We start from the raw sequence: 20436 nt of genomic DNA on the forward strand, positions 1-20436 counted from the left end.
AGCCGGATGCGGGGGGTTTTCCTTAAGGTCTCCACCGTGAGGCTGGACTTTCGGCCGTTTGGTGGACGCTGTGCACGGGTGCGGCAGCTTTTCTTGCGCACGTGCGGGCCGGTCTGTCAGCGGTGCAGCAGTACCAGGTCGTCGCGGTGCACGACCTCGCGTTCGTAGGCGGGACCGAGTTCCTTGGCGAGGTCGCGGGTGGACCGGCCGAGCAGTTGCGGAAGTTCCTTGGCGTCGAAGTTGACCAGACCGCGGGCGACGGCCCGGCCGCTGCTGTCACGCAGCTCCACCGGGTCGCCCGCGCCGAACTCGCCTTCGACCGAGGCGATACCGGCGGGCAGCAGGGAGGTGCGCCGTTCGACGACGGCCCGTACCGCGCCGTCGTCGAGGGTGAGTGCGCCCTGCGGGGTGGAGGCGTGCGCGAGCCACAGCAGTCGGTCCGCGCTGCGGCGGCCGGTGCGGTGGAAGTAGGTTCCGGTGTCCCCTCCGGCGAGTGCGTCTGCGGCGTGCGTGGCGGAGGTGAGGACGACGGGGATCCCTGCGGCTGCGGCGATACGGGCGGCCTCGACCTTGGTGACCATGCCGCCGGTGCCGACGCCGGCCTTGCCCGCGCTGCCGATCTGTACGTGGGCGATGTCCTGGGGTCCGGTGACCTGGGCGATGCGGGAGGTGCCGGGCCTGGCCGGATCTCCGTCGTACAGGCCGTCGACGTCCGAAAGGAGCACCAGCAGATCGGCGCGTACGAGGTGGGCGACGAGGGCTGCGAGACGGTCGTTGTCGCCGAACCGGATCTCGTCGGTGGCGACGGTGTCGTTCTCGTTGACGATCGGCAGGGCGCCCATGGCGAGGAGCTGGTCGAGGGTTCGGTAGGCGTTGCGGTAGTGCGCGCGGCGGCTGGTGTCGGTGCTGGTGAGCAGGACCTGGCCGACGCGTACGCCGTAGCGGGCGAAGGAGGCGGTGTAGCGGGCGACGAGGAGGCCCTGGCCGACGCTGGCCGCGGCCTGCTGGCGGGCCAGGTCCTTGGGACGGCGGGCGAGCCCGAGGGGGGCGAGCCCGGCGGCGATGGCTCCGGAGGACACGAGCACGATCTCCCGGGCCCTGCCGCTCCTGGCCTTGGCGAGTACGTCGACAAGGGCGTCCACCCGGTCCGCGTCCAGGCCGCCGGAGGCGGTCGTCAGCGAGGACGAGCCGATCTTGATCACGACCCTGCGTGCTTCGGTGACGTCCTGCCTCGTGCCCTGTGCCGCCCGGTCGCTTTCCCCTGACACCTGCGTCATCCCCTTGCTCGGCCCTGTTTCCCGCAATGTACGTGAGGGGCCCGCCGGGCCGCCTGTGCGTTCCGGTTGCCGGACGCTCCGGCGAGGGGCGGCTCTGTGACGCACGACGGCGGACACATGACACACAGCGGCGTAAGCACGGCGGCGGACACACAGCGGCGTAATTACGGCGGCGGAAAACCCGCGGCGTACGCAAGACGGCGGGCCCCGGAGAGTTCTTCCGGGGCCCGCCGTCAACTTGTCGAGTGTGCGGCAGGTCAGCCCTGCGGGTGGCGGTGGCGCCAGCCCGCCCACGCGGATTCGACCATTTCCCGCACGCTGTGGCGGGCTTCCCAGTCGAGTTCGCCGTGGATGCGGTCGGCGGCTGCGACCACCCGGGCGGGGTCGCCGGCCCGGCGCGGGGCGATCTCGGCCTTGATGTCCTCGCGGCCGCTGACCTCGCGGATGAGGTCGATCATTTCGGCGACGGAGACGCCTTCGCCCTTGCCGATGTTGAGGATGAGCCGGGCGTCGGGGTCGGCGACCAGCTTGCGGGCGGCCGCGACGTGCGCGGAGGCGATGTCGGCGACGTGAATGTAGTCACGGACGCAAGTGCCGTCGGGCGTCGAGTAGTCGTCGCCGAAGATCAGCGGCGATTTGTCGGCGTCGAGCCGCTCGAACACCATCGGGACGAGGTTGAAGATTCCGGGGTCGCCGAGTTCGGGCGAGGCGGCGCCCGCGACGTTGAAGTAGCGCATGCAGGCGGTGGCCATGCCGTGTGCCTTGCCGACGGCCTCGACCATCCACTCGCCCGCGAGCTTGGTCTCGCCGTACGGGCTCATGGGCAGGCAGGGGGTGTCCTCGGTGACGAGGTCGACGTCGGGCATCCCGTACACGGCGGCGGAGGAGGAGAAGAGGAACTGCTTCACTCCGGCGGCCACGGAGGCCTCCAGGACGGTCTGCAGGCCGACCACGTTCTCGTGGTAGTAGAACAGTGGCCGCTCGACGGATTCGCCGACCTGCTTCTTCGCGGCGATATGCACCACACCGGTGACGGTGTGCTTGCGCAGTACGTCGTCGAGGAGGGGACGGTCGAGGACCGATCCGCGCTCCAGGGGAACACCCGCCGGAATACGGGCCACGTCTCCGGTGCTCAGATCGTCCAGCACGACGACGCTTTCACCGCCTTCGGCGAGCGCCTTTACCACGTGTGAACCGATGTATCCCGCACCGCCAGTTACCAGCCAAGTCATAGAGGCACTATACAGAGCAGCATTGATCACCGATCAGGCCATCTCTGGGCAGGGACTGGGCGCCTTCACTCGTAGGCTAGCCTGGCCAGGAGTGTCGAAATCCTTCAAGGCTGCTCCAGTTGGCCGTCCCTCGCATACCGCAGTTGTGAGGGGTCAGTAATCGAAACGTACCGAGGACGTGAACACAGAGGTGGCCTTGTCAAGCCCGTCTCCCTCGCCGGACAGCCCGCCGACGACCGTGCCGGACATCAGTGTTGTCGTCATCGTCTACAACGATGCCGACCGGTTGCCCACCGCCGTGCAGTCGGTTCTGGACCAGACGCTGCACAACGTCGAAGTGATTGTCGCGGACGACTGCTCCACCGACGGTTCGTACGAGGTGGCGAAGAAACTCAGCGCCGCACACCCCGACCGGGTCCGGGCGATCCAGCTGGAGGAGAACAGCGGTGGTTGCGGGGAGCCGCGCAACCAGGGCATCGCGGTGGCGCGCGGCCGCTATGTGATGTTCCTCGACAGCGACGACACGCTGGAGCTCAACGCGTGCCGCAACATGCTGGAGGCCGCCGAGACCACGGGCGCGGACCTGGTGTCCGGCATGTGCCTGCGGGTCCACGTCGACAGCAGGCACGGCAAGACGACCGAGTGGTACCGCTGGCTCTACAACTCCACGCGCACGATCGACTCCGTCGCGGAACTCCCCGACCTGTTGGTGTTCGACACCCTGTCGACCAATAAGTGTTATCGGCGCGAATTCCTGATCGAGAGCAACCTCGCCTTCCCGAAGCGGATCCACTACGAGGACCTGCTTTTCTCCGCCCAGGCGTACCTGGCGGCTTCCCGCATCACCCTCATTCCGAACACTGTTTATTACTGGAATGTGGTCGAGAAGACCGAGAAGAAGTCGATCAGTAATCGCCGCAACGAGATCAACAACTTTGCGGACCGGGTCGAGATCCACCGTCGGATCGACAAGATTCTCAAGTCCCGTTCCATGGACGACCTGAAGCTGCACAAGGACAGCAAGTTCCTGAAGCACGACCTGGTCCTCTACTTGCGCGAACTGCCGTTCCTCGACGACGCCTATCGGCACGCCTTCGCGGAGATGGCGCGCAGTTACGTCCAGGGTTTCGCCCCCGAGGCGTACAGCGAGCTGCACCCCGCCCACGCCATCTGCGCGTACCTCCTCCTGCAGGAGGACTGGGACAACCTGATGCCCGCGATCGACATGCTCCTCAACAGGAACAAGCTCGCGGTGCCCCTGGTGGAGAAGGACGGCCGGATCTACTGGTGCGAGGAGCACCTGGAGGATCCGCACGCCCGCGCCCTGCTCGACGTCACCGACCTCGGTTACCACACGAGGCGGGTGGAGCGGCTGGACCTGCGCAACAGCCTGACGGGTTACGACGAGAGGTCCACCGAGGTCGTCCTCGGCGGTGCGATCGTCAATCCGCTGGACAAGATCAAGCCGGAGTCGAAGCTGTCCGCGGAGATCGTCCTCAAGGCGCGCCGCACCAGCCTCCAGACGTTCCGCTTCCCCGTGCGCAGCGTCCGTCTCGACGGCGACCGGGTGCGCTGGGAAGCCTCCCTGCCGCTGGCCAAGGAACTGCGTCCGCTGGGCATCGTGGACGACGTGTGGAACGTACGGCTGCACCTGACGGTGGACGGCAGGACCACGGTGAGCGCCGTCACGGTCGGCGCGGCCGACATCGAGCGGACCGGCATCGTCCAGGTCAGGCCCCGGCTGACGCGGCTGGCGGGCGACCGTATAGAGGCAGAGGTCTCCGGGCGCGGCCATCTGGCGTTCCATCTCGTGCAGCACAGTGCCGCCTCGCAGAAGGCGCGCGCGCTGATCCGCGACAACATGGACAGCCTGCCGGCCCGGTTCGCGAAGAAGACGTACCGCAAGGCGCGTGACGTGCGCAAGGACCTCAATTCCGGTGCCCGCAAGATCGACGGTTACCACCGCATGGTCAAGGCGCTGCCCATTCGCAAGGGCACCGTTGTTTTCGAGAGCCACCTGGGCAAGCAGTACAGCGACAGTCCTCGCGCCATCTACGAGGAGCTGAAGCGCCGAGGTACGCCGATCCACGCGATCTGGTCGTACGCGGGTGCCAGGCCCACCGGTTTCCCGGACGACGTGGAACTGGTGCAGAGGTGGTCCTGGAAGTATCTGAGGGCGCTCGCACAGGCCGAGTTCTGGATCGACAACCAGGGCTTCCCGCTGAAGCTCCGCAAGCGTCCCGAGACGACGTACATCCAGACCTGGCACGGTTCCGCGCTCAAGCGCATGGGCTTCGACGAGCCCGGCTACCGGCTGATGTCGGAGGGCGAGCAGGCCACCTACCAGGCGTCGCTCGACCGGTTCGACCACTTCGTGGTGCGTACCGAGCACGATGTGCGCACGCTGGCACGCGCGTACCGGATGCCGGAGTCCAAGCTGTTGCGCACCGGTTACCCGCGTAACGACGCCCTGGTGAACGGGCGTGACGCCACGGTGGAGAGCCCGCAGGTGAAGGAGGTCAAGGAGCGCCTCGGCATCCGTGCGGACCTGCCGGTGGTGCTGTACGCGCCGACGTTCCGGGCCAACGCCCAGGGCAAGGTGCGGAAGTTCGAGTTTCCCTTCGACATCGAGAAGTTCGCCGAACACTTCGGTGACAAGTTCACGCTGTTGGTGCGTACGCATTACCTCAACCAGGTGTCGCTGCCGCCGGCGATGGCAGGGCGCGTCGTCAACGTCTCGGAGGAGCCGGACATCACGCCGCTGCTCCTGGCCGCGGACGTACTGATCACGGACTACTCCTCGGTGATGTTCGACTATGCGCTGCTGCAGCGACCGATGATCTTCTTCGCGTACGACTGGGAGGAGTACTCGCAGGACATCCGCGGCACGTACTTCAACCTCCTGGAGACGGCGCCCGGTCCCGTGCCGCGTGACGAGGAGTCGCTGTACGGGGTCCTGGAGGACCTGGACGGCGTGCGGACGCAGTACGGGCCGCAGGTGAAGGAGTTCGTGGACAAGTTCGGCGAGTACGACCACGGTGACGCCGCGGCCCGGATCGTCGACCGTTTCTTCGCGGGAAGGGGCCGGGCCAAATGACCCGACGCGACATCTTCTTCGTGGCCAACGAGGTCGACGAGCTCGGCGGTGTGGCCCGCTGGCAGGCCCAGATGGCTTCTCTGCTGGCCGGGCGCGGGCACCGGGTCACGATCGTCGGAATTGCTCCTGCCGAGGTCGCGATGGACCTCGGGGACGACCCGCCGTTCGAGACGGTCACGTTGTACGACGCCAGGCCGGCCGGGCGCAGGCCCGCGGCCGGGGTGCGGGGCTCGGTCGACGTGGGTGCCCGGCTGCACAACTCGCGGCGTGAGGCTGGGATGCGGGAGGCTTCCGCGAAGCTCTCCCGGATGTTCCAGGCGGCTTCCCCCGGCGCGATGATCGTCGTCACCCAGGTGTGGGCGATGGAGTGGGTGGCGCTCGCCGACACCGCGGGTCACCCGGTCATCGGCATGAGTCACGAGAGTTACGCGTACTCGCGGCAGTCGTCGCGTTTCGGGCGTGTTCAGCAGCACTACAGGGACGTCGACCGGCTGCTGCTGCTCACGCAGGAGGACGCCGACCAGTGGGCGGTCAAGGGGCTCAACAACGTCGGGTTCATGCCGAACCCGCTGCCGATGATGCCGGAAACTGTTTCTCCCCGTACGGAGAAGACCGTCGTCAGTATCGGGCGGCTCAGCCACCAGAAGGGCCTCGACATGATGCTCGACGCCTGGGCGGAGGCGTCCGTCCAGGCGCCGGGCTGGACGCTGAAGTTGTACGGGGCGGGCGAGCTTGAGCAGTCGCTCAAGAAGCAGGCGTCCGAGCTGGGTCTGGACTCGTCGGTGGAGTGGGCCGGCCAGACCCGCGACGTGGTCGGGGCGCTGCACGGGGCGTCCGTGTTCGCGCAGTCCTCGCGCGGTGAGGGTTTCCCGCTGGCACTGCTGGAGGCCATGGCGTGCGGGGTGCCGTGCGTGGCGTTCGACTGCGCGCCCGGTGTTCACGAGATCGTCCAGGACGGGGTGGACGGTCTGTTGGCCCGGCCGGGCAACACCTCGGAGTTGGCGCGGCAGTTGGTGCGGATGATGCAGGACCAGGAGATGCGGGACCGGATGGGCGATCTGGCCAGGGAGAACGTACGGCGGTATGCGCCGGGGTCGATCACTCAGCAGTGGGAAGAACTCTTCACCTTCCTGGAGCGGTGAGTGAACCCCCACAGTGGTGGTCGCCGCGCAGTGTGAGCACCGAGGAGCCCCTGTCCGCCGTCGCGGGCAGGGGCTTCGCTCTTGCCCCCTCGCGTCACCGCACCTTGCGTGCCAGCCGCTTGAGGCGGCGGCCCGCGACGTCGAGGCCGCCCTGTACGCCACCCACCACCCGGACCATGAGGGCGCGGCGCGGTGTGACGTGCGCCTGGACGAGCAGGGGCAGGCCGGCGCCGAGCACGACACTGCGGCGGGCGGCGGCCGGGGTCGCGGCCCGGACCTCGGCGGGGATGCGGGTTCCGTCGGCGCACACCACTTCGACGTGCACCCGCCAGGCCGTCAGCCGTGCCTGGTCCGCCAGGTCGCGTGTCCGTACGTCGAACCGTGCCTGCCAGCCGTCGGCGTCGGTGTGCCGCAGGGGTTGTTCGCATTCCACGGCGGGTCGGTTGTCCCGTTGGTCGGTGAGGCGCAGCAGGAGCCGTTGTGGCTGCAACGGGCCGAGCAGGCCGTGGAGTTCCCGTACGTTCAGGGTGAACCCGAGTGAGCGACCCACGGTCACCGTGCCGTCGACCGTCAGCGGCAGCTTCTCGGCGGGCAGTTCGGTGAGGCCGTCGAGTTCCACCTCGGGTGGGCCTTCGGCGAGCACCGGCGTTCCGGATGTGTTCGTGCGGTCGGGTGGCAGCAGCCGCGGGGGTTGCGCGGCGAGTGCGACGACCCGATCCAGTTCGGCGGGGGCGTCCCGGGCGACGACGGCGCGCGCGAGCCAGCGGGACGGGGCCTGGGCCGCCGTGTACGCCGCTTCGTCGAAGGTGGTGAGGTAGGCGCGTGTGGCGCGCCACCAGTCGGCCCGGTAGGTCGCGGTGCGCTGCGGCAGCTCCCGTACGTACATGGGCAGGTCATAGTCGAGGAATTTGGTCTGTGCGGCGGTCGTGAGGGCGTCGGGGGCGTCGGCCTTGCGGAATTCCTCGACGACGCGCCGGTGGGCCGCCACGCGGTGTTCCCAGTTGGTGATGGTGTCTCGGCGCAGGGAGATGGAGAGTTCGGCGGCGTCCCTGCGCACGTGCCACACGTACACCGGGGTGGCGATGACGGCGGTGCGGGGGGCTGCCGCGTACACCTTCGCGGTGAAGACGAAGTCTTCGTAGTGGAAGGCGCCGTCGGGGAAGACCGCTTCGTGTGCGAGCAGGAAGTCGCGGCGGTAGAGCTTGTTGACGGAGAGGGTGTCGAGGAGGAATTCGGGGTGGTCGGCGACGCCGTCCATGACGGTGCCGGGCAGGGTGGCTCCGGCTGTGGGGTCGTAGAGGGCGGGGGCCCACACGGTGTCGCGGTTCTCGGGCAGTTCCCGGCGCACGCACTGTCCGGCGACCACGTCGACGTCCTGGGAGGCGTCCAGCAGGGCGTCCACGGCGCCTGCCGGGTAGATGTCGTCGCTGTCGAGGAACATGACGTAGGGGCGGGTGGCGGCGGCGATGCCGTCGTTGCGGGGGGTGCCGCAGCCGCCGCTGTTCTCTGTGCGGTGCAGGGGTTTCACCAGGGGGTGCCGGGCGGCGAGTGCGTCCACTGTTTCGCGGGTGCGGTCGGTGGAGGCGTCGTTGACGACGATCACCTCGCCGACTGCGCCGCCCTGTGCGAGCACGGACTCGACGGCCGTGGTGATGTGGGCCGCGTCGTTGTAGACGATGACGACGACGCTGACCGCACCGTCCGCGTGGTGCGTTGTGCGGGTTTCCACCGTGCCACTCCCCTGCTTCTCTTCGATGTGCTCCCCATCCTGGACCGTCTGTTGCGGAACCGGAAAAGGGGGCCCCTCAGGGCCCCCTTTTCGTGGAGCTACAACGTGCCCGGGAAGCTTCCATGTTCCGGGAAAGATGCAATGTTTCCGGGAAAATGCCGTGTGCCCGGGAAGATGCGATGTTCCCGAAGATCTGCCGTGCGCCCGGAAAGACGCAATGTTCCCGAGAAGATCCCATGTGCCCGGGAAACCTCCATGGGCCCGGCAAGCCCCGGTGTCCGGGCCACGCCCAGGTGGTCCGGGGCGCTCAGGTGGTCCGGGAGCGTCAGAAGGGCTTGAAGTCTTCGTATTCCTTCTGCGAGTTGTCGCGCTCGGCCTCACGGTCCTTGCGGCGGGTGGCCGCGGGGCGCGGTTCGTCCAGGCGGTGGTCCTCGCCTCGGCGGCCCAGCATCTCGGCGCCGGCCATGACGGTCGGCTCCCAGTCGAAGACGACGGAGTTCTCGTCGGTGCCGATGGCGACGGCGTCGCCCGCGCGGGCGCCGGCCTTCATGAGTTCGGTCTCGACGCCGAGGCGGGAGAGCCGGTCGGCGAGGTATCCGACGGCTTCGTCGTTGTTGAAGTCGGTCTGGTGCACCCAGCGCTCGGGCTTCTCGCCGCGCACCCGGTAGACGTTCTCTTCCTCGTCCTTGACGACCTTGAAGCCGCTGTCGTCGACGGCCTTGGGCCGGATGACGATGCGGGTCGCCTCTTCCTTCGGCTTGCGGGCGCGGGCCTTGGAGATGACCTCGGCGAGCGCGAAGGAGAGTTCCTTCAGGCCGGTGCGGGCCACGGCGGAGGCTTCGTAGACCTGGTAGCCGCGGGCTTCGAGGTCCGGGCGGATCATGTCCGCGAGGTCCTGGCCGTCCGGGATGTCGATCTTGTTGAGGACGACGATGCGGGGCCGGTCCTCCAGCCCGCCGTACAGCCTGAGCTCCTCCTCGATGATGTCGAGGTCGGAGATCGGGTCGCGGTCGGACTCCAGGGTCGCCGTGTCGAGCACGTGGACGAGGACCGAGCAGCGCTCGACGTGGCGCAGGAACTCCAGGCCGAGGCCACGGCCCTGGCTGGCGCCGGGGATGAGGCCGGGGACGTCGGCGATGGTGTAGACGGTGGAGCCCGCGGTGACGACGCCGAGGTTGGGGACCAGGGTCGTGAACGGGTAGTCCGCGATCTTCGGCTTGGCCGCGGAGAGCACCGAGATCAGCGAGGACTTGCCGGCGCTCGGGTAGCCGACCAGGGCCACGTCGGCGACGGTCTTGAGCTCCAGGACGATCTCGGCGGACTTGCCGGGCTCGCCGAGCAGCGCGAAGCCGGGGGCCTTGCGGCGGGCCGAGGACAGGGCCGCGTTGCCGAGGCCGCCGCGGCCGCCCTCACCCGCGATGTAGGTGGTGCCGTGGCCGACGAGGTCGGCGAGGACGTTGCCGTCCCTGTCCAGGACGACGGTGCCGTCGGGAACGGGCAGGACGAGGTCCTGGCCGTCCTTGCCGGAGCGGTTGTCGCCGGCGCCGGGCTGGCCGTTGGTGGCCTTGCGGTGCGGGCTGTGGTGGTAGTCGAGCAGGGTGGTCACGGCTTGGTCGACGACAAGGATGATGTCGCCGCCGCGTCCGCCGTTGCCGCCGTCCGGGCCGCCGAGCGGCTTGAACTTCTCACGGTGTACGGAGGCGCAGCCGTGGCCTCCGTTACCCGCGGCGACATGCAGTTCGACGCGGTCCACGAAGGTGGTCATGGGTGTCCTCCAGTACAGGTAATGCGGAATGTCTACATACGTAACACGCCGAGGGCGGACACGCTTCCCCGTAGCCCGGGAAAGAGCGTCCGCCCTCGGAACGTGCTGTGTATCGCTCGGGACGGCCGTCTCAGGGAGGCGGTGTCCGCAAAGAAAGCTGGCTTGTTCAGCCGGCGATCGGAACGATGTTCACGACCTTGCGGCCACGGTGCGTGCCGAACTCGACCGCACCGGCGGCGAGGGCGAACAGCGTGTCGTCGCCGCCACGGCCGACGCCGTTGCCGGGGTGGAAGTGGGTGCCGCGCTGGCGGACCAGGATCTCACCGGCGTTGACGGCCTGACCGCCGAAGCGCTTCACGCCGAGCCGCTGGGCATTGGAGTCGCGACCGTTCCGAGTGGACGATGCGCCCTTCTTGTGTGCCATGTCTCAGTCCCTTTACTTCGCAGCCGTGGGGATACCGGTGACCTTGATCGCCGTGTACTGCTGGCGGTGACCCTGGCGACGGCGGTAGCCGGTCTTGTTCTTGTAGCGGAGAATGTCGATCTTCTCGCCCTTGTGGTGGTCCACGACCTCGGCCGTGACCTTGATCCCGGCCAGGACCCACGGGTCGCTGGTGACGGAGTCGCCGTCGACAACGAGCAGAGTCGAAAGCTCGACCGTGTCGCCAACCTTGGCAGTGGAAATCTTGTCAACCTCAACGATGTCGTCGACAGCAACCTTGTGCTGGCGACCACCGCTGCGCACGATGGCGTACACGCGGATCTCACTCTCACTCGAAGACGGGACCCCTGATGCCAGCCGCTTCCGGCGCGAACAGGACGAGCGGCCTCTCCCGACGCACCGAGGTGTTCCGGGAGGGGGTTGCTCAGGGGTTTGGCGCACAAAAAGACGCCGACGGTCAAAGTTACGGGACCCTGACCGGTCGGGTCAAACCGGCTGTCGCCCGCCGTCCGGCCTCCCGGACGACTCGCCGACCGCCTTCACCAGGGATGCGTACGCGTCCCTGATGCCGTCCTCCGAGAGGTCCAGGTGTTCCAGGACGGTGAAGCGTCCCGGCCGGGTCTGCGGCGCGTACCGCACGGCCTGCACGAACTCCTCGACGGTGAAGCCGATGTCGCCCGGCAGCACCGGCAACGCGTGTCTGCGCAGGACGTCCGCGAACAGTCCTGCCTCCTCGTGTGCGCCGCGCAGGTACATCGCGAAGACCGCGCCGATGCCGACCTGTTCGCCGTGCAGCGCGGCGCGCTCCGGGAACAGCAGGTCGAAGGCATGGCTGATCTCGTGGCAGGCGCCCGAGGAGGGCCGGGTGTCGCCGCTGATCGACATGGAGATGCCGGACAGGACGAGTGCTTCGGCGAGCACGGTGAGGAACGCGTCCTGGGTGACGTCGCCGGGGTGGCGCAGCACCGCCTCGCCGGCCTGCCGGGCCATGGCGGCGGCCAGACCGTCGACCCGTTCGCCGTTGACCCGGTGGGACAGTTCCCAGTCGGCGACGGCGGAGATGTTGGAGAGCGCATCGCCGATCCCGGAGCGTACGAAACGGGGCGGCGCGTCGCGGATGACATCGAGGTCGATGAGCATCGCGATGGGTGTGGGTACGCCGTAGGAGCCCCGGCCGTTGTCGTTGTCCAGGATGGACACCGGGGAGCACAGGCCGTCGTGCGACAGGTTCGTCGCGACGGCGACCATGGGCAGGCCGATCCGGGCGGCGGCGTACTTGGCGACGTCGATGATTTTCCCGCCGCCGAGTCCGACCACCGCGTCGTACCGTTTGCGGCCCTTCATCTCGTCGGCGAGCCGGACCGCCGCGTCGATGGTGCCGTCGGTGACGGGGTACCAGTCGGCGTCGGGCAGGACGGGCGCCAGCTTCTCCTGGAGCACCCGCCCCGAGCCGCCGCTGATGGCGACGGCGAGCTTGCCCGAGCCGGAGATCCGCTGGTCCGCCAGGAGGCCGGCGAGGTCGTCCAGGGCGCCCCTGGAGATGTCGACGGCGACCGGTGAGGGGATCAGCCGGGTCAGTACAGGCACGCGATCTCCCTGCCCTTGGCGAGGTCGTCGTGGTTGTCGATCTCGACCCACTTGAGGTCGCCGATCGGGGCGACGTCGATGCGCACGCCGCGGTGGACGAGCTCCTGGTAGCCGTCCTCGTAGTAGAGGTCGGGGTCCCGCTCGAAGGTGGCCTTCAGGGCGTCGGCGAGGGCCTCGGCGGCCTCCGGCTCGATGAGGGTGACGCCGATGTACTCGCCGGTGGCGGTCGCCGGGTCCATCAGCTTGGTGATCTTCTGTACGGCGCCGCTGTCGTCCGTGATGACCTTCATCTCCTCGTCGGCCAGGTTCTTGACCGTGTCGAGGGCGAGGATGATCTGCTGTCCCTTGCCGCGGGCGGCGAGGAGGGTCTCCTCGACGGAGACCGGGTGCACGGTGTCGCCGTTGGCGAGGATCACGCCATCCTTGAGGACGTCGCGGGCGCACCACAGGGAGTAGGCGTTGTTCCACTCCTCGGCCTTGTCGTTGTCGATGAGCGTGATCTTCACGCCGTACTTCGACTCCAGTTCGGCCTGGCGCGCGTAGACGGCTTCCTTGCGGTAGCCGACGACGATCGCGACGTCGGTCAGTCCGACCTTCGCGAAGTTCCCCAGGGTCAGGTCCAGGACGGTGGTCTCGCCGTCGACGGGAACGAGCGCCTTGGGCAGCGTGTCGGTGTAGGGACGCAGTCGCCGTCCGGCGCCTGCCGCCAGTACCAGGCCGATCATGGGGTTCTCCTTCGTGCGGGTGAAACAGCGGGTGTACGGGTGGGTGGAACGGGGGCCGTACGGAGTACGACGGAGGGGGCAGGGCGCGTACGGGCCGGGGCCGCGGGTCGGGGCCGCGGGTCGGGGCCGCGAGGCCTACATCTCGTCCGCGACGTACCCCCGCAGCCAGGTCTTGAAGTCCGGGCCGAGGTCCGCGCGCTCGGCGGCGAGGCGGACGATGGCCTTCAGGTAGTCGCCGCGGTCACCGGTGTCGTAACGGCGGCCCTTGAAGACGACGCCGTGCACGGGGCCGCCGACCTTTTCGTCCGCTGCCATCGTCTGGAGGGCGTCGGTGAGCTGGATCTCGTTTCCCCGGCCGGGCTCGGTCTCACGCAGGACACCGAAGACGGCCGGGTCCAGGACGTAACGGCCGATGACGGCGAGGTTGCTGGGGGCGTCCTGGGTGGCGGGCTTCTCGACCAGGGCGCTGATCCTGACGACGTCGCCGTCGGAGGTGGCCTCGACGGCGGCGCAGCCGTACAGGTGGATCTGCTCCGGGTCGACCTCCATCAGGGCCACGACACTGCCGCCGTAGGCCTGCTGGACCTCGATCATGCGGGCGAGCAGCGGGTCGCGGGGGTCGATCAGGTCGTCGCCGAGGAGGACCGCGAAGGCGTCGTCGCCGACGTGGGGTGCGGCGCACAGGACGGCGTGGCCGAGGCCGCGCGGGTCGCCCTGGCGGACGTAGTGCATGGTCGCCAGGTCGCTGGACTCCTGGACGCGGGCGAGGCGGTCGGCGTCACCCTTCTTGGTGAGGGCCGACTCCAGCTCGTAGTTGCGGTCGAAGTGGTCTTCGAGGGCGCGCTTGTTGCGCCCCGTGATCATGAGTACGTCGGAGAGTCCCGCCCCGGCCGCTTCCTCGACCACGTACTGGATCGCGGGCTTGTCGACGACCGGCAGCATTTCCTTGGGCGTCGCCTTGGTGGCGGGCAGGAAGCGGGTGCCGAGGCCCGCGGCCGGGATGACCGCCTTGCGTATGGGGCGGGGGGTGGCGCTGTTGCTCATGGTGTTACGAACTCTCCGTCGTTCAGAAGCGTTGCGTTCAAGGACTGCGTTCGGAAGGCGTTGCGTACAAGGCCTGCATACAGAGACACCGTTCAGCGGCATTCCGTTGCATTCAGGGCGCTGTCCGGTCCGCCGTCGAGGACGGGCCGCGGACCCGGGCCGCCGGCGAACCCGGACCGACTGCGAACCCGGACCGCCCACGCACCTGGACCGCCCGCGGACCCGAAGGTCCCGGATACCAGGGTGGCCAGCACCGATCGGCGCTGGCCACCCCGGTTCCGGCCGGGGCCGGTCCCACTGCGTACTGCTGGTGTCACCGGTGCCGCGAGGGCGCCAGGTCGTACCTGTGCTGCCCTCGCCGCGTCAGTCCTGCGTGGGGGCGGACACGGACGGCGGGGTCTGCTGGTCCGCCGCGGCCGTCTTCTTCGCAGTCTTCCTGGCCGTCGTCGACTTGGCAGCCGTCTTGGTGGCCGCCTTGGTGGCCGTCTTCTTCGCGACGGTCTCCGTCTTCTTCGCGGCGGTCTTCTTGGCGGCCGTCTTCTTGGCCGCGGTCTTCTTGGCGGGCGCGGCCTTCTTGGCGGCGGTCTTGCGTGCCGCCTTCTTGGCCGGCGCCGGAGCCTCGTCACCCTCGGCCGAACCCTCGGCAGACGAGCCCTGGGCAGACGCGGGCTCCGCAGACGTGGGCTCGGCGGACGTGGGCTCGGCCTGTGCGGGCTCCGCCTTGTCCGCCACCGGCTGCGCGGCTTCCACCACGAGTACGGCGGCCTCGGCCGACCCTGCGGGCGAACCCGCGGGGGCGGTGGCCTTGCGGGTCGCCCGGCGGCGGGCCCGCGGCGGGGCCGCGTCGGCGGTGGGCGCCTCGGCCGGAGCCTGGCCCTGGGCCTGGTCCTGCGCTTCCTTGGTGTCCTCGGCGGCCGGAGCCTCCGCGGCCGGAGCCTCGGTCACCGGGGCCTGGAGGGCCTGAGCCGTCTCCACCACGGTCTCCTCCGCGGCGGACGCCTGAGCGCCCCTCGGCGAACCGGCGGGAGCCGACGCCTTACGGGTGGCCCGACGGCGGCCACGAGGCGCCGGAGCGGCCTCCTGGGCCACCTCGGCAGCCGGTTCGGCAGTCACCTCGGCGACCGGTTCGGCTGCCGGTGCGGACGGCGCGGTCCCGGCAGCAGCAGCTGCCTCGGCCACGGCGTCCGGCAGGGCGTCCGTCACGGGCTCGGCGGCAACCGCAGCGGCGCTCTGCGCCACCGGCTCCGGCTTCGTCCTCATCGGCGACGCGTGCTCGATGTAGTCGGCCGGCGTGGTCCGCCCGCGCGGCGCACCGGCCGGGGCCGACGCCTTGCGGGACGCCCGACGGCGGCCACGGCCACGCGTGGCGGACGCCTCGGCCTCCGCGGCGCTGCTGTACAGCTCCTCGTCCGGTACGAAGTCGGGCGAGGGCAGCGCGATCGGCGCGGCCACCTCGGCGGCGACCTCCGCCTCCGTCTCGACCTCGGCGGGCTCGTGGGAGTCGTCGTGGTCGTGGGCGTGGTCGGCGCCACCGTCCTGGCCGTGCTCGTGCTCGTGCTCGTGCTCGTGCCCGGTGTGGTCGGCGTGGTCGGAACCGCTGCCGCCCTTGCCGCGCTTCTTCGAGCGCTTGGAACCCCCGCCGCCCACGGCGGTCGGCTGCTCCATGTGCACGATGACGCCGCGCCCGTTGCAGTGGACGCAGGTCTCGGAGAAGGACTCCAGGAGGCCCTGGCCGACCCGCTTGCGGGTCATCTGTACGAGACCCAGTGAGGTGACCTCGGCCACCTGGTGCTTCGTACGGTCGCGTCCCAGGCATTCCAGGAGGCGTCGCAGCACCAGGTCGCGGTTGGACTCCAGGACCATGTCGATGAAGTCGATGACGACGATGCCGCCCAGGTCGCGCAGCCGCAGCTGGCGCACGATCTCCTCGGCCGCCTCCAGGTTGTTCCTGGTGACGGTCTCCTCCAGGTTGCCGCCCTGGCCGGTGAACTTCCCGGTGTTGACGTCGACGACGATCATCGCCTCGGTCTTGTCGATGACCAGCGAACCGCCGGACGGCAGGTAGACCTTGCGGTCCAGCGCCTTCATCAGCTGTTCGTCGATGCGGTACGTCGCGAAGACGTCGACCTCCGACGTCCACCGGGAGAGCCGGTCGGTGAGGTCGGGCGCGACGTGGGCCACGTAACCGTGGATCGTCTGCCAGGCCTCGTCACCGCTGACGATGACCTTGGAGAAGTCCTCGTTGAAGATGTCGCGGACGACGCGGACGGTCATGTCCGGCTCGCCGTAGAGCAGGGTCGGCGCGTTGGTCGCGCCGTTGCTCTTCGCCTTCTTCTGGATGTCCTCCCACTGGCCCTGCAGACGCTCGACGTCGCGGCGCAGCTCGTCCTCGCTGGCGCCTTCGGCGGCGGTGCGCACGATGACGCCCGCGTCCTCGGGGACGATCTTCTTGAGGATGGTCTTCAGCCGCGCCCGCTCGGTGTCGGGGAGCTTGCGGCTGATGCCGGTCATGGAGCCTTCGGGCACGTACACGAGGTAGCGGCCCGGCAGCGAGACCTGGCTGGTCAGGCGGGCGCCCTTGTGGCCGATCGGGTCCTTGGTCACCTGGACGAGGACCGACTGGCCGGACTTGAGGGCGGTCTCGATGCGGCGCGGCCCGTGGGCCATGCCGAGCGCCTCGAAGTTGACCTCGCCTGCGTACAGGACGGCGTTGCGGCCCTTGCCGATGTCGATGAACGCGGCCTCCATGGAGGGGAGGACGTTCTGCACCTTGCCCAGGTAGACGTTGCCGACGTACGACGTCGACTGCTCCTTGTTGACGTAGTGCTCGACGAGGATGTTGTCCTCAAGGACGCCGATCTGGGTGCGTTCGCCGTTCTGGCGGACGACCATGACGCGCTCGACGGCCTCGCGGCGGGCCAGGAACTCGGCCTCGGTGATGATCGGGACGCGGCGGCGGCCCTGCTCGCGGCCTTCGCGGCGGCGCTGCTTCTTGGCCTCCATGCGGGTCGAGCCCTTGATGGACTGGACCTCGTCGAAGCCGGTGCCGGGCTCGCGTTCGGCGGCGGCCTCCTTCTTGCGGGGCTCGCGGACCTTGACGACGGTGCGCTCCGGGTCGTCGGCGCCGTTCGTCACGGCGTCGTCGTGGCCGGAGTCACCGCTGCGACGGCGGCGGCGACGGCGGCGACGGCTGCTGGAGGAACCGGCGTGGTGCTCGTCGTCGTGGTCGTCGGAGTCGTCCTCGTCGGACGTGCTGTCGGTGTCCTGCTGCGGCTCGGCGGCGTCCTCGTGCCGGTCGCGGTCGCCGCGGCGGCCGTTGTCGGACTCGGTCTCCTCGGCGTCCAGTGCGTCGCCGCGACGGCGGCGGCGGCCACCGCGGCGGCGACGGCGCGCCCTGCGGTCGTCGGCGTCGTCCGTGTCGTCCTGTGCGTCGGCCTCGTGGTCCGAGGTGTCCTCGTCGGCGGTGTCGGCCTCGTCCTGCGGGGCCTCCCGGACCTCGGTACGGGGCTGCGGCTCGGCGGCGGGCTCGCCGCGGCGGCGGCGACGGCGGCGGTTGCCGGACTGCGCGGGCTCGGCCGGCTCCTGCGCGGGTGCCTCGACGACGGCCTCGGCCACGGTCTCCGCGTCCTCGTCGTCCTCCTCCGGCTCCTCGGCCGGGGCGGCGGCAGCGGCGATCATGGCCGCCGTCTCCGGGGTTTGGAACATCGGCTCGGCGAAGACCGGCGCCTGGAACACGGCGACGGCGGGCCGCTGGGCACGGCGGCGCGAACGCGGCGCCGGCTCGTCGGCCTGCTTGTCGTCGGCCTGCCTGCGGTCGGCGTCCCTGCGGTCGGCCTGCTTACGGTCGGCGTCCTTGCGCTCGGCCTGCTTCTGGTCGGCCTGCTTCTGCTCGGCCTGCTTGGGTGCAGCGGGCTCGGCGGCGGCTGCCGCGGGTTCGACGGTGAAGTTCGGGGTGGTGGCCGGCCGGCTGGCCCGGCGGCGTCCCCGCCCACGCGGGGCCTCGTCCTGCTCCGCGCTCTCCGGCGCCTGCTCCGCCACGGGAGCCGCAGCCTCGACAGGAGCGGTTACAGCGGCCTCGACCGGAACGGTCTCCTCCGGAGCAGCGGCAGCAACCGGAGCGCCCTCGGGCGCGCTCGCCCTGCGGGTGGCACGGCGGCGGGCACGCGGCGCGGGAGCTGCTGCCTCTTCGGCGCTCTCCTCCTGCGGTACGGCCGCGGGCTGCGCGCTCTGCGCCGTCTCGGACGGGGCGTCGGCGTCGGCCGGGGTCCCGGCGGGCGAACCCGCCGGAGCGGTGGCCTTGCGGGTGGCACGGCGGCGGGCACGCGGCGCCGGTGCGGACTCGGCCGCCCCGTCGTTCTGCGGCGCCGCGGCCGGGGCCTCGATGGCCTGCGCCGCCGCGGCGGGTTCGGCCGCCGTCGTCGCCGCGGCCGGAGTCTCTTCCCCTGCCGGTGCCTCTTCGGCGGCCGGAGCTGCCTCGGCGGCGGGAGCGGTGGACTTGCGTACGGCACGGCGGCGCGTACGCGGCGCGGGTGCGCTTTCGGCGGCGGGTGCTTCCGCGGGGGCCTCGGCGGGTGCGCTGTCGGCGGCGGACGCGTCCGCGGGCGCCTCGGCGGCAGCAGCGGTGTTTTCGGCTGCGGGGGCGCCGGCGGGGGCGGTGGCCTTGCGGGTCGCCCGGCGGCGGGCCGGAGCGGCTGCGGCGGGGGCCTCGGTGGCGGGCGCCCCGTTGGCCTGCGGCTCCTCGACGGGAGCTGCGGCAGCTTCGGCGGGGGCGGTGGTGGCCTTGCGCACGGCACGGCGACGGGTGCGCGGCGCGGGAGCCTCGTCGGCTGCGCTCTCCACGGGGGCGGCCGGGGCCGGGGCGGTCTCCGCCGGGGCCTGCTCGGCGACCGGTGCGGGCGAGCCGGCGGGGGCGGTGGCCTTGCGCACGGCACGGCGGCGCGGGCGCGCCGGAGCGGCGCTCTCGGCGCTGTCGTTGCCCGCGGGGTCGGTGTTCTGGTGGTCAGTGGTGTCGGTCACGGCACCCTCTCCGGCCGGTATGGCCGGAGCCGCGGCCTCTACGGTCTTGGCGGCATCCGACTGGTCCGGCTGGTCCTGCTTGTTCTGCTGGGTCGCGCCGCCCCCGGGGGGGCCGGCGGGACGCGAGGCCGCGCGGCGCCTGCGGCGCGGCGGCAGTGTGTCGCTGGGCGAAGCGTTCTCGGCCTCAGCGGGTTCGATCGGCTCAAGCATGCGGGGTTCTCCCGTCGCGCTCCCGGGCGCCGCGCCTGGATCCGGTCCGGCCGCGGCCCACGCGCGAGGCGCGGGGCCACCGTCCGGGGCGCGGGCGCCGCACGGGAGCTGATCTCTAGCTCGCCGGTTCCGTATGTACGAAGACGTACGGCCTGGCGAAAGTCCGGTTGGTTACGCGGCCCGACCCAGGTGGCTCCCGAGTGCCAGGGCTGCGCTGCAACGAGCGCCCTTAAGCGGAACCGGAACCTTCCGGCGCCTTCGCGGTGGCGGGTGCGGGGGCTGTGGTAGAGCCTGCCGTCACCGCCTCGCGGTCGGGCGCGAGCGGGTCGGTCACCGTTCCGGACTCCTCGTCGAGAAGCCCCTGCGCCAGCCTGGTCACCGCTGCGGGGACCGGCGGCGCCAGGTCGGCCACAGCGTGGAGACCGGAAAGGACGTCGTCGGGTCGTACGGCGGGTGTCATGTGCCGTACCACCAGCCGCAGTATCGCACAGGGCTCGGCCGTGGGCCTATCGGCCGCCTCGCCCTGGGGGCGGGCGATGCTCTCTTCGAGGGGTACGGCGGCCATCTCGACGACGGCCTCGCGGGCGTCGAAGCTGCGCATGCCGTTCTTCGTACGGCGCTGGACCTCGACGGTCTCGGCGGCGAGGAAGGTTTCGACGGCCTTGGCGGCCTGCTCCTGGGTGACGCCGTTCAGCCGCAGTTCCCAGACGGAGGCGTGCAGCCGCTCGGCGAGTCCTGAGGTGCGGGCCTCGACGGCGTCGATGATGTCGAGGCCGTCGGGCATCGACTCGTCCAGCAGTCCGCGCAGGATCTGCGGGTCGCGGGGTGCGGTGAGCGCGATCTCCAGGTACTCGGCCTCGGAGCCGGTGCCGGTGGGTGCCGCGTTGGCGTAGCTCACCTTGGGGTGCGGGGTGAAGCCCGCCGAGTACGCCATGGGCACCTCGGCGCGGCGCAGGGCCCGCTCGAAGGCGCGCTGGAAGTCACGGTGGCTGGTGAACCGGAGGCGGCCTCGCTTGGTGTAGCGCAGTCGGATGCGCTGCACCGCCGGTGCGGGCGGCGGGCCTTCGGGCTGTCGCTTGCCCAGTGGTTCTTCTCCTCGGTGCGGGGCGGCGCGTCTTACGCGCGCCCACAGGGCCTGTGGGGTGTCCCCGCGCGGCGGTTCCCGTCCGG

Annotated in this window: 13 protein-coding genes; 2 read left to right on the forward strand and 11 right to left on the reverse strand. The window is 70.4% G+C overall.

Going from position 1 to position 20436, the window contains the following annotated elements:
* Positions 1-116: 116 nt before the first annotated feature.
* Both proB and galE read right to left on the reverse strand, forming a co-directional pair.
* Positions 117-1277, reverse strand: coding sequence for a glutamate 5-kinase (gene proB, locus ACIQM4_RS16895; RefSeq protein ID WP_401591908.1), 1161 nt, complete (start codon positions 1275-1277; stop codon positions 117-119).
* Positions 1278-1534: 257 nt separating this feature from the next.
* Positions 1535-2509 carry a UDP-glucose 4-epimerase GalE gene (galE, locus tag ACIQM4_RS16900; protein WP_401591910.1) on the reverse strand — a complete coding sequence of 325 codons (975 nt, stop codon included), beginning with the start codon at positions 2507-2509 and terminating at the stop codon, positions 1535-1537.
* Between the two features lie 190 nt (positions 2510-2699).
* Here galE and ACIQM4_RS16905 point away from each other — a divergent pair, with 190 nt between their 5' ends.
* Both ACIQM4_RS16905 and ACIQM4_RS16910 read left to right on the forward strand, forming a co-directional pair.
* Positions 2700-5606, forward strand: a complete 2907-nt coding sequence (locus ACIQM4_RS16905; protein ID WP_401591911.1) for a CDP-glycerol glycerophosphotransferase family protein — start codon at positions 2700-2702, stop codon at positions 5604-5606.
* The gene (locus ACIQM4_RS16910) at positions 5603-6748 is read left to right on the forward strand and encodes a glycosyltransferase (protein ID WP_401591913.1); all 1146 of its coding nucleotides are present in this window, start codon (positions 5603-5605) and stop codon (positions 6746-6748) included. Before ACIQM4_RS16905 ends, ACIQM4_RS16910 begins: the two co-directional genes overlap by 4 nt.
* A 94-nt stretch (positions 6749-6842) precedes the next feature.
* Here the strand turns inward: ACIQM4_RS16910 and ACIQM4_RS16915 are convergent, their stop codons facing one another.
* From ACIQM4_RS16915 to ACIQM4_RS16955, 9 genes are all read right to left on the reverse strand, one after another.
* A complete protein-coding gene (locus ACIQM4_RS16915; RefSeq protein ID WP_401591915.1) occupies positions 6843-8477 on the reverse strand; it encodes a glycosyltransferase family 2 protein in 1635 nt (544 codons plus the stop codon).
* Positions 8478-8802: 325 nt separating this feature from the next.
* Positions 8803-10242, reverse strand: a complete 1440-nt coding sequence (gene obgE, locus ACIQM4_RS16920) for a GTPase ObgE (protein ID WP_401591917.1) — start codon at positions 10240-10242, stop codon at positions 8803-8805.
* 166 nt (positions 10243-10408) lie between these two features.
* Positions 10409-10666 carry a 50S ribosomal protein L27 gene (gene rpmA, locus ACIQM4_RS16925; protein WP_401591919.1) on the reverse strand — a complete coding sequence of 86 codons (258 nt, stop codon included), beginning with the start codon at positions 10664-10666 and terminating at the stop codon, positions 10409-10411.
* Between the two features lie 12 nt (positions 10667-10678).
* The gene (gene rplU / locus ACIQM4_RS16930; protein WP_185026398.1) at positions 10679-10999 is read right to left on the reverse strand and encodes a 50S ribosomal protein L21; all 321 of its coding nucleotides are present in this window, start codon (positions 10997-10999) and stop codon (positions 10679-10681) included.
* 171 nt (positions 11000-11170) lie between these two features.
* Positions 11171-12271 carry an iron-containing alcohol dehydrogenase family protein gene (locus ACIQM4_RS16935; protein WP_401591921.1) on the reverse strand — a complete coding sequence of 367 codons (1101 nt, stop codon included), beginning with the start codon at positions 12269-12271 and terminating at the stop codon, positions 11171-11173.
* Positions 12259-12996 (reverse strand): sugar phosphate nucleotidyltransferase, encoded by a 738-nt coding sequence (locus ACIQM4_RS16940; protein WP_401591923.1) that lies wholly within the window; start codon positions 12994-12996, stop codon positions 12259-12261. The genes ACIQM4_RS16935 and ACIQM4_RS16940 overlap by 13 nt, the downstream gene beginning before the upstream one ends.
* Positions 12997-13131: 135 nt before the next feature.
* The gene (gene galU, locus ACIQM4_RS16945) at positions 13132-14040 is read right to left on the reverse strand and encodes a UTP--glucose-1-phosphate uridylyltransferase GalU (protein ID WP_401591925.1); all 909 of its coding nucleotides are present in this window, start codon (positions 14038-14040) and stop codon (positions 13132-13134) included.
* Positions 14041-14403: 363 nt separating this feature from the next.
* On the reverse strand, positions 14404-19266 hold the full coding sequence (locus tag ACIQM4_RS16950; protein WP_401591927.1) for an Rne/Rng family ribonuclease: 4863 nt from the start codon (positions 19264-19266) through the stop codon (positions 14404-14406).
* A gap of 229 nt (positions 19267-19495) precedes the next feature.
* On the reverse strand, positions 19496-20308 hold the full coding sequence (locus ACIQM4_RS16955) for a TIGR03936 family radical SAM-associated protein (RefSeq protein WP_401591929.1): 813 nt from the start codon (positions 20306-20308) through the stop codon (positions 19496-19498).
* Positions 20309-20436: the final 128 nt, after the last annotated feature.

Origin of the sequence: Streptomyces sp. NPDC091272 (assembly GCF_044757485.1) — a bacterium.
Classification (GTDB): Bacteria; Actinomycetota; Actinomycetes; order Streptomycetales; family Streptomycetaceae; genus Streptomyces.

What these genes read in the sequence shown, in the direction of transcription:
- proB (WP_401591908.1), bottom strand. Translation starts at nt 1,277, where the DNA reads ATGACGCAGGTGTCAGGGGAAAGCGACCGGGCGGCACAGGGCACGAGG.
- galE (WP_401591910.1), bottom strand. Translation starts at nt 2,509, where the DNA reads ATGACTTGGCTGGTAACTGGCGGTGCGGGATACATCGGTTCACACGTG.
- ACIQM4_RS16910 (WP_401591913.1), top strand. Translation starts at nt 5,603, where the DNA reads ATGACCCGACGCGACATCTTCTTCGTGGCCAACGAGGTCGACGAGCTC.
- obgE (WP_401591917.1), bottom strand. Translation starts at nt 10,242, where the DNA reads ATGACCACCTTCGTGGACCGCGTCGAACTGCATGTCGCCGCGGGTAAC.
- rpmA (WP_401591919.1), bottom strand. Translation starts at nt 10,666, where the DNA reads ATGGCACACAAGAAGGGCGCATCGTCCACTCGGAACGGTCGCGACTCC.
- ACIQM4_RS16940 (WP_401591923.1), bottom strand. Translation starts at nt 12,996, where the DNA reads ATGATCGGCCTGGTACTGGCGGCAGGCGCCGGACGGCGACTGCGTCCC.
- galU (WP_401591925.1), bottom strand. Translation starts at nt 14,040, where the DNA reads ATGAGCAACAGCGCCACCCCCCGCCCCATACGCAAGGCGGTCATCCCG.
- ACIQM4_RS16950 (WP_401591927.1), bottom strand. Translation starts at nt 19,266, where the DNA reads ATGCTTGAGCCGATCGAACCCGCTGAGGCCGAGAACGCTTCGCCCAGC.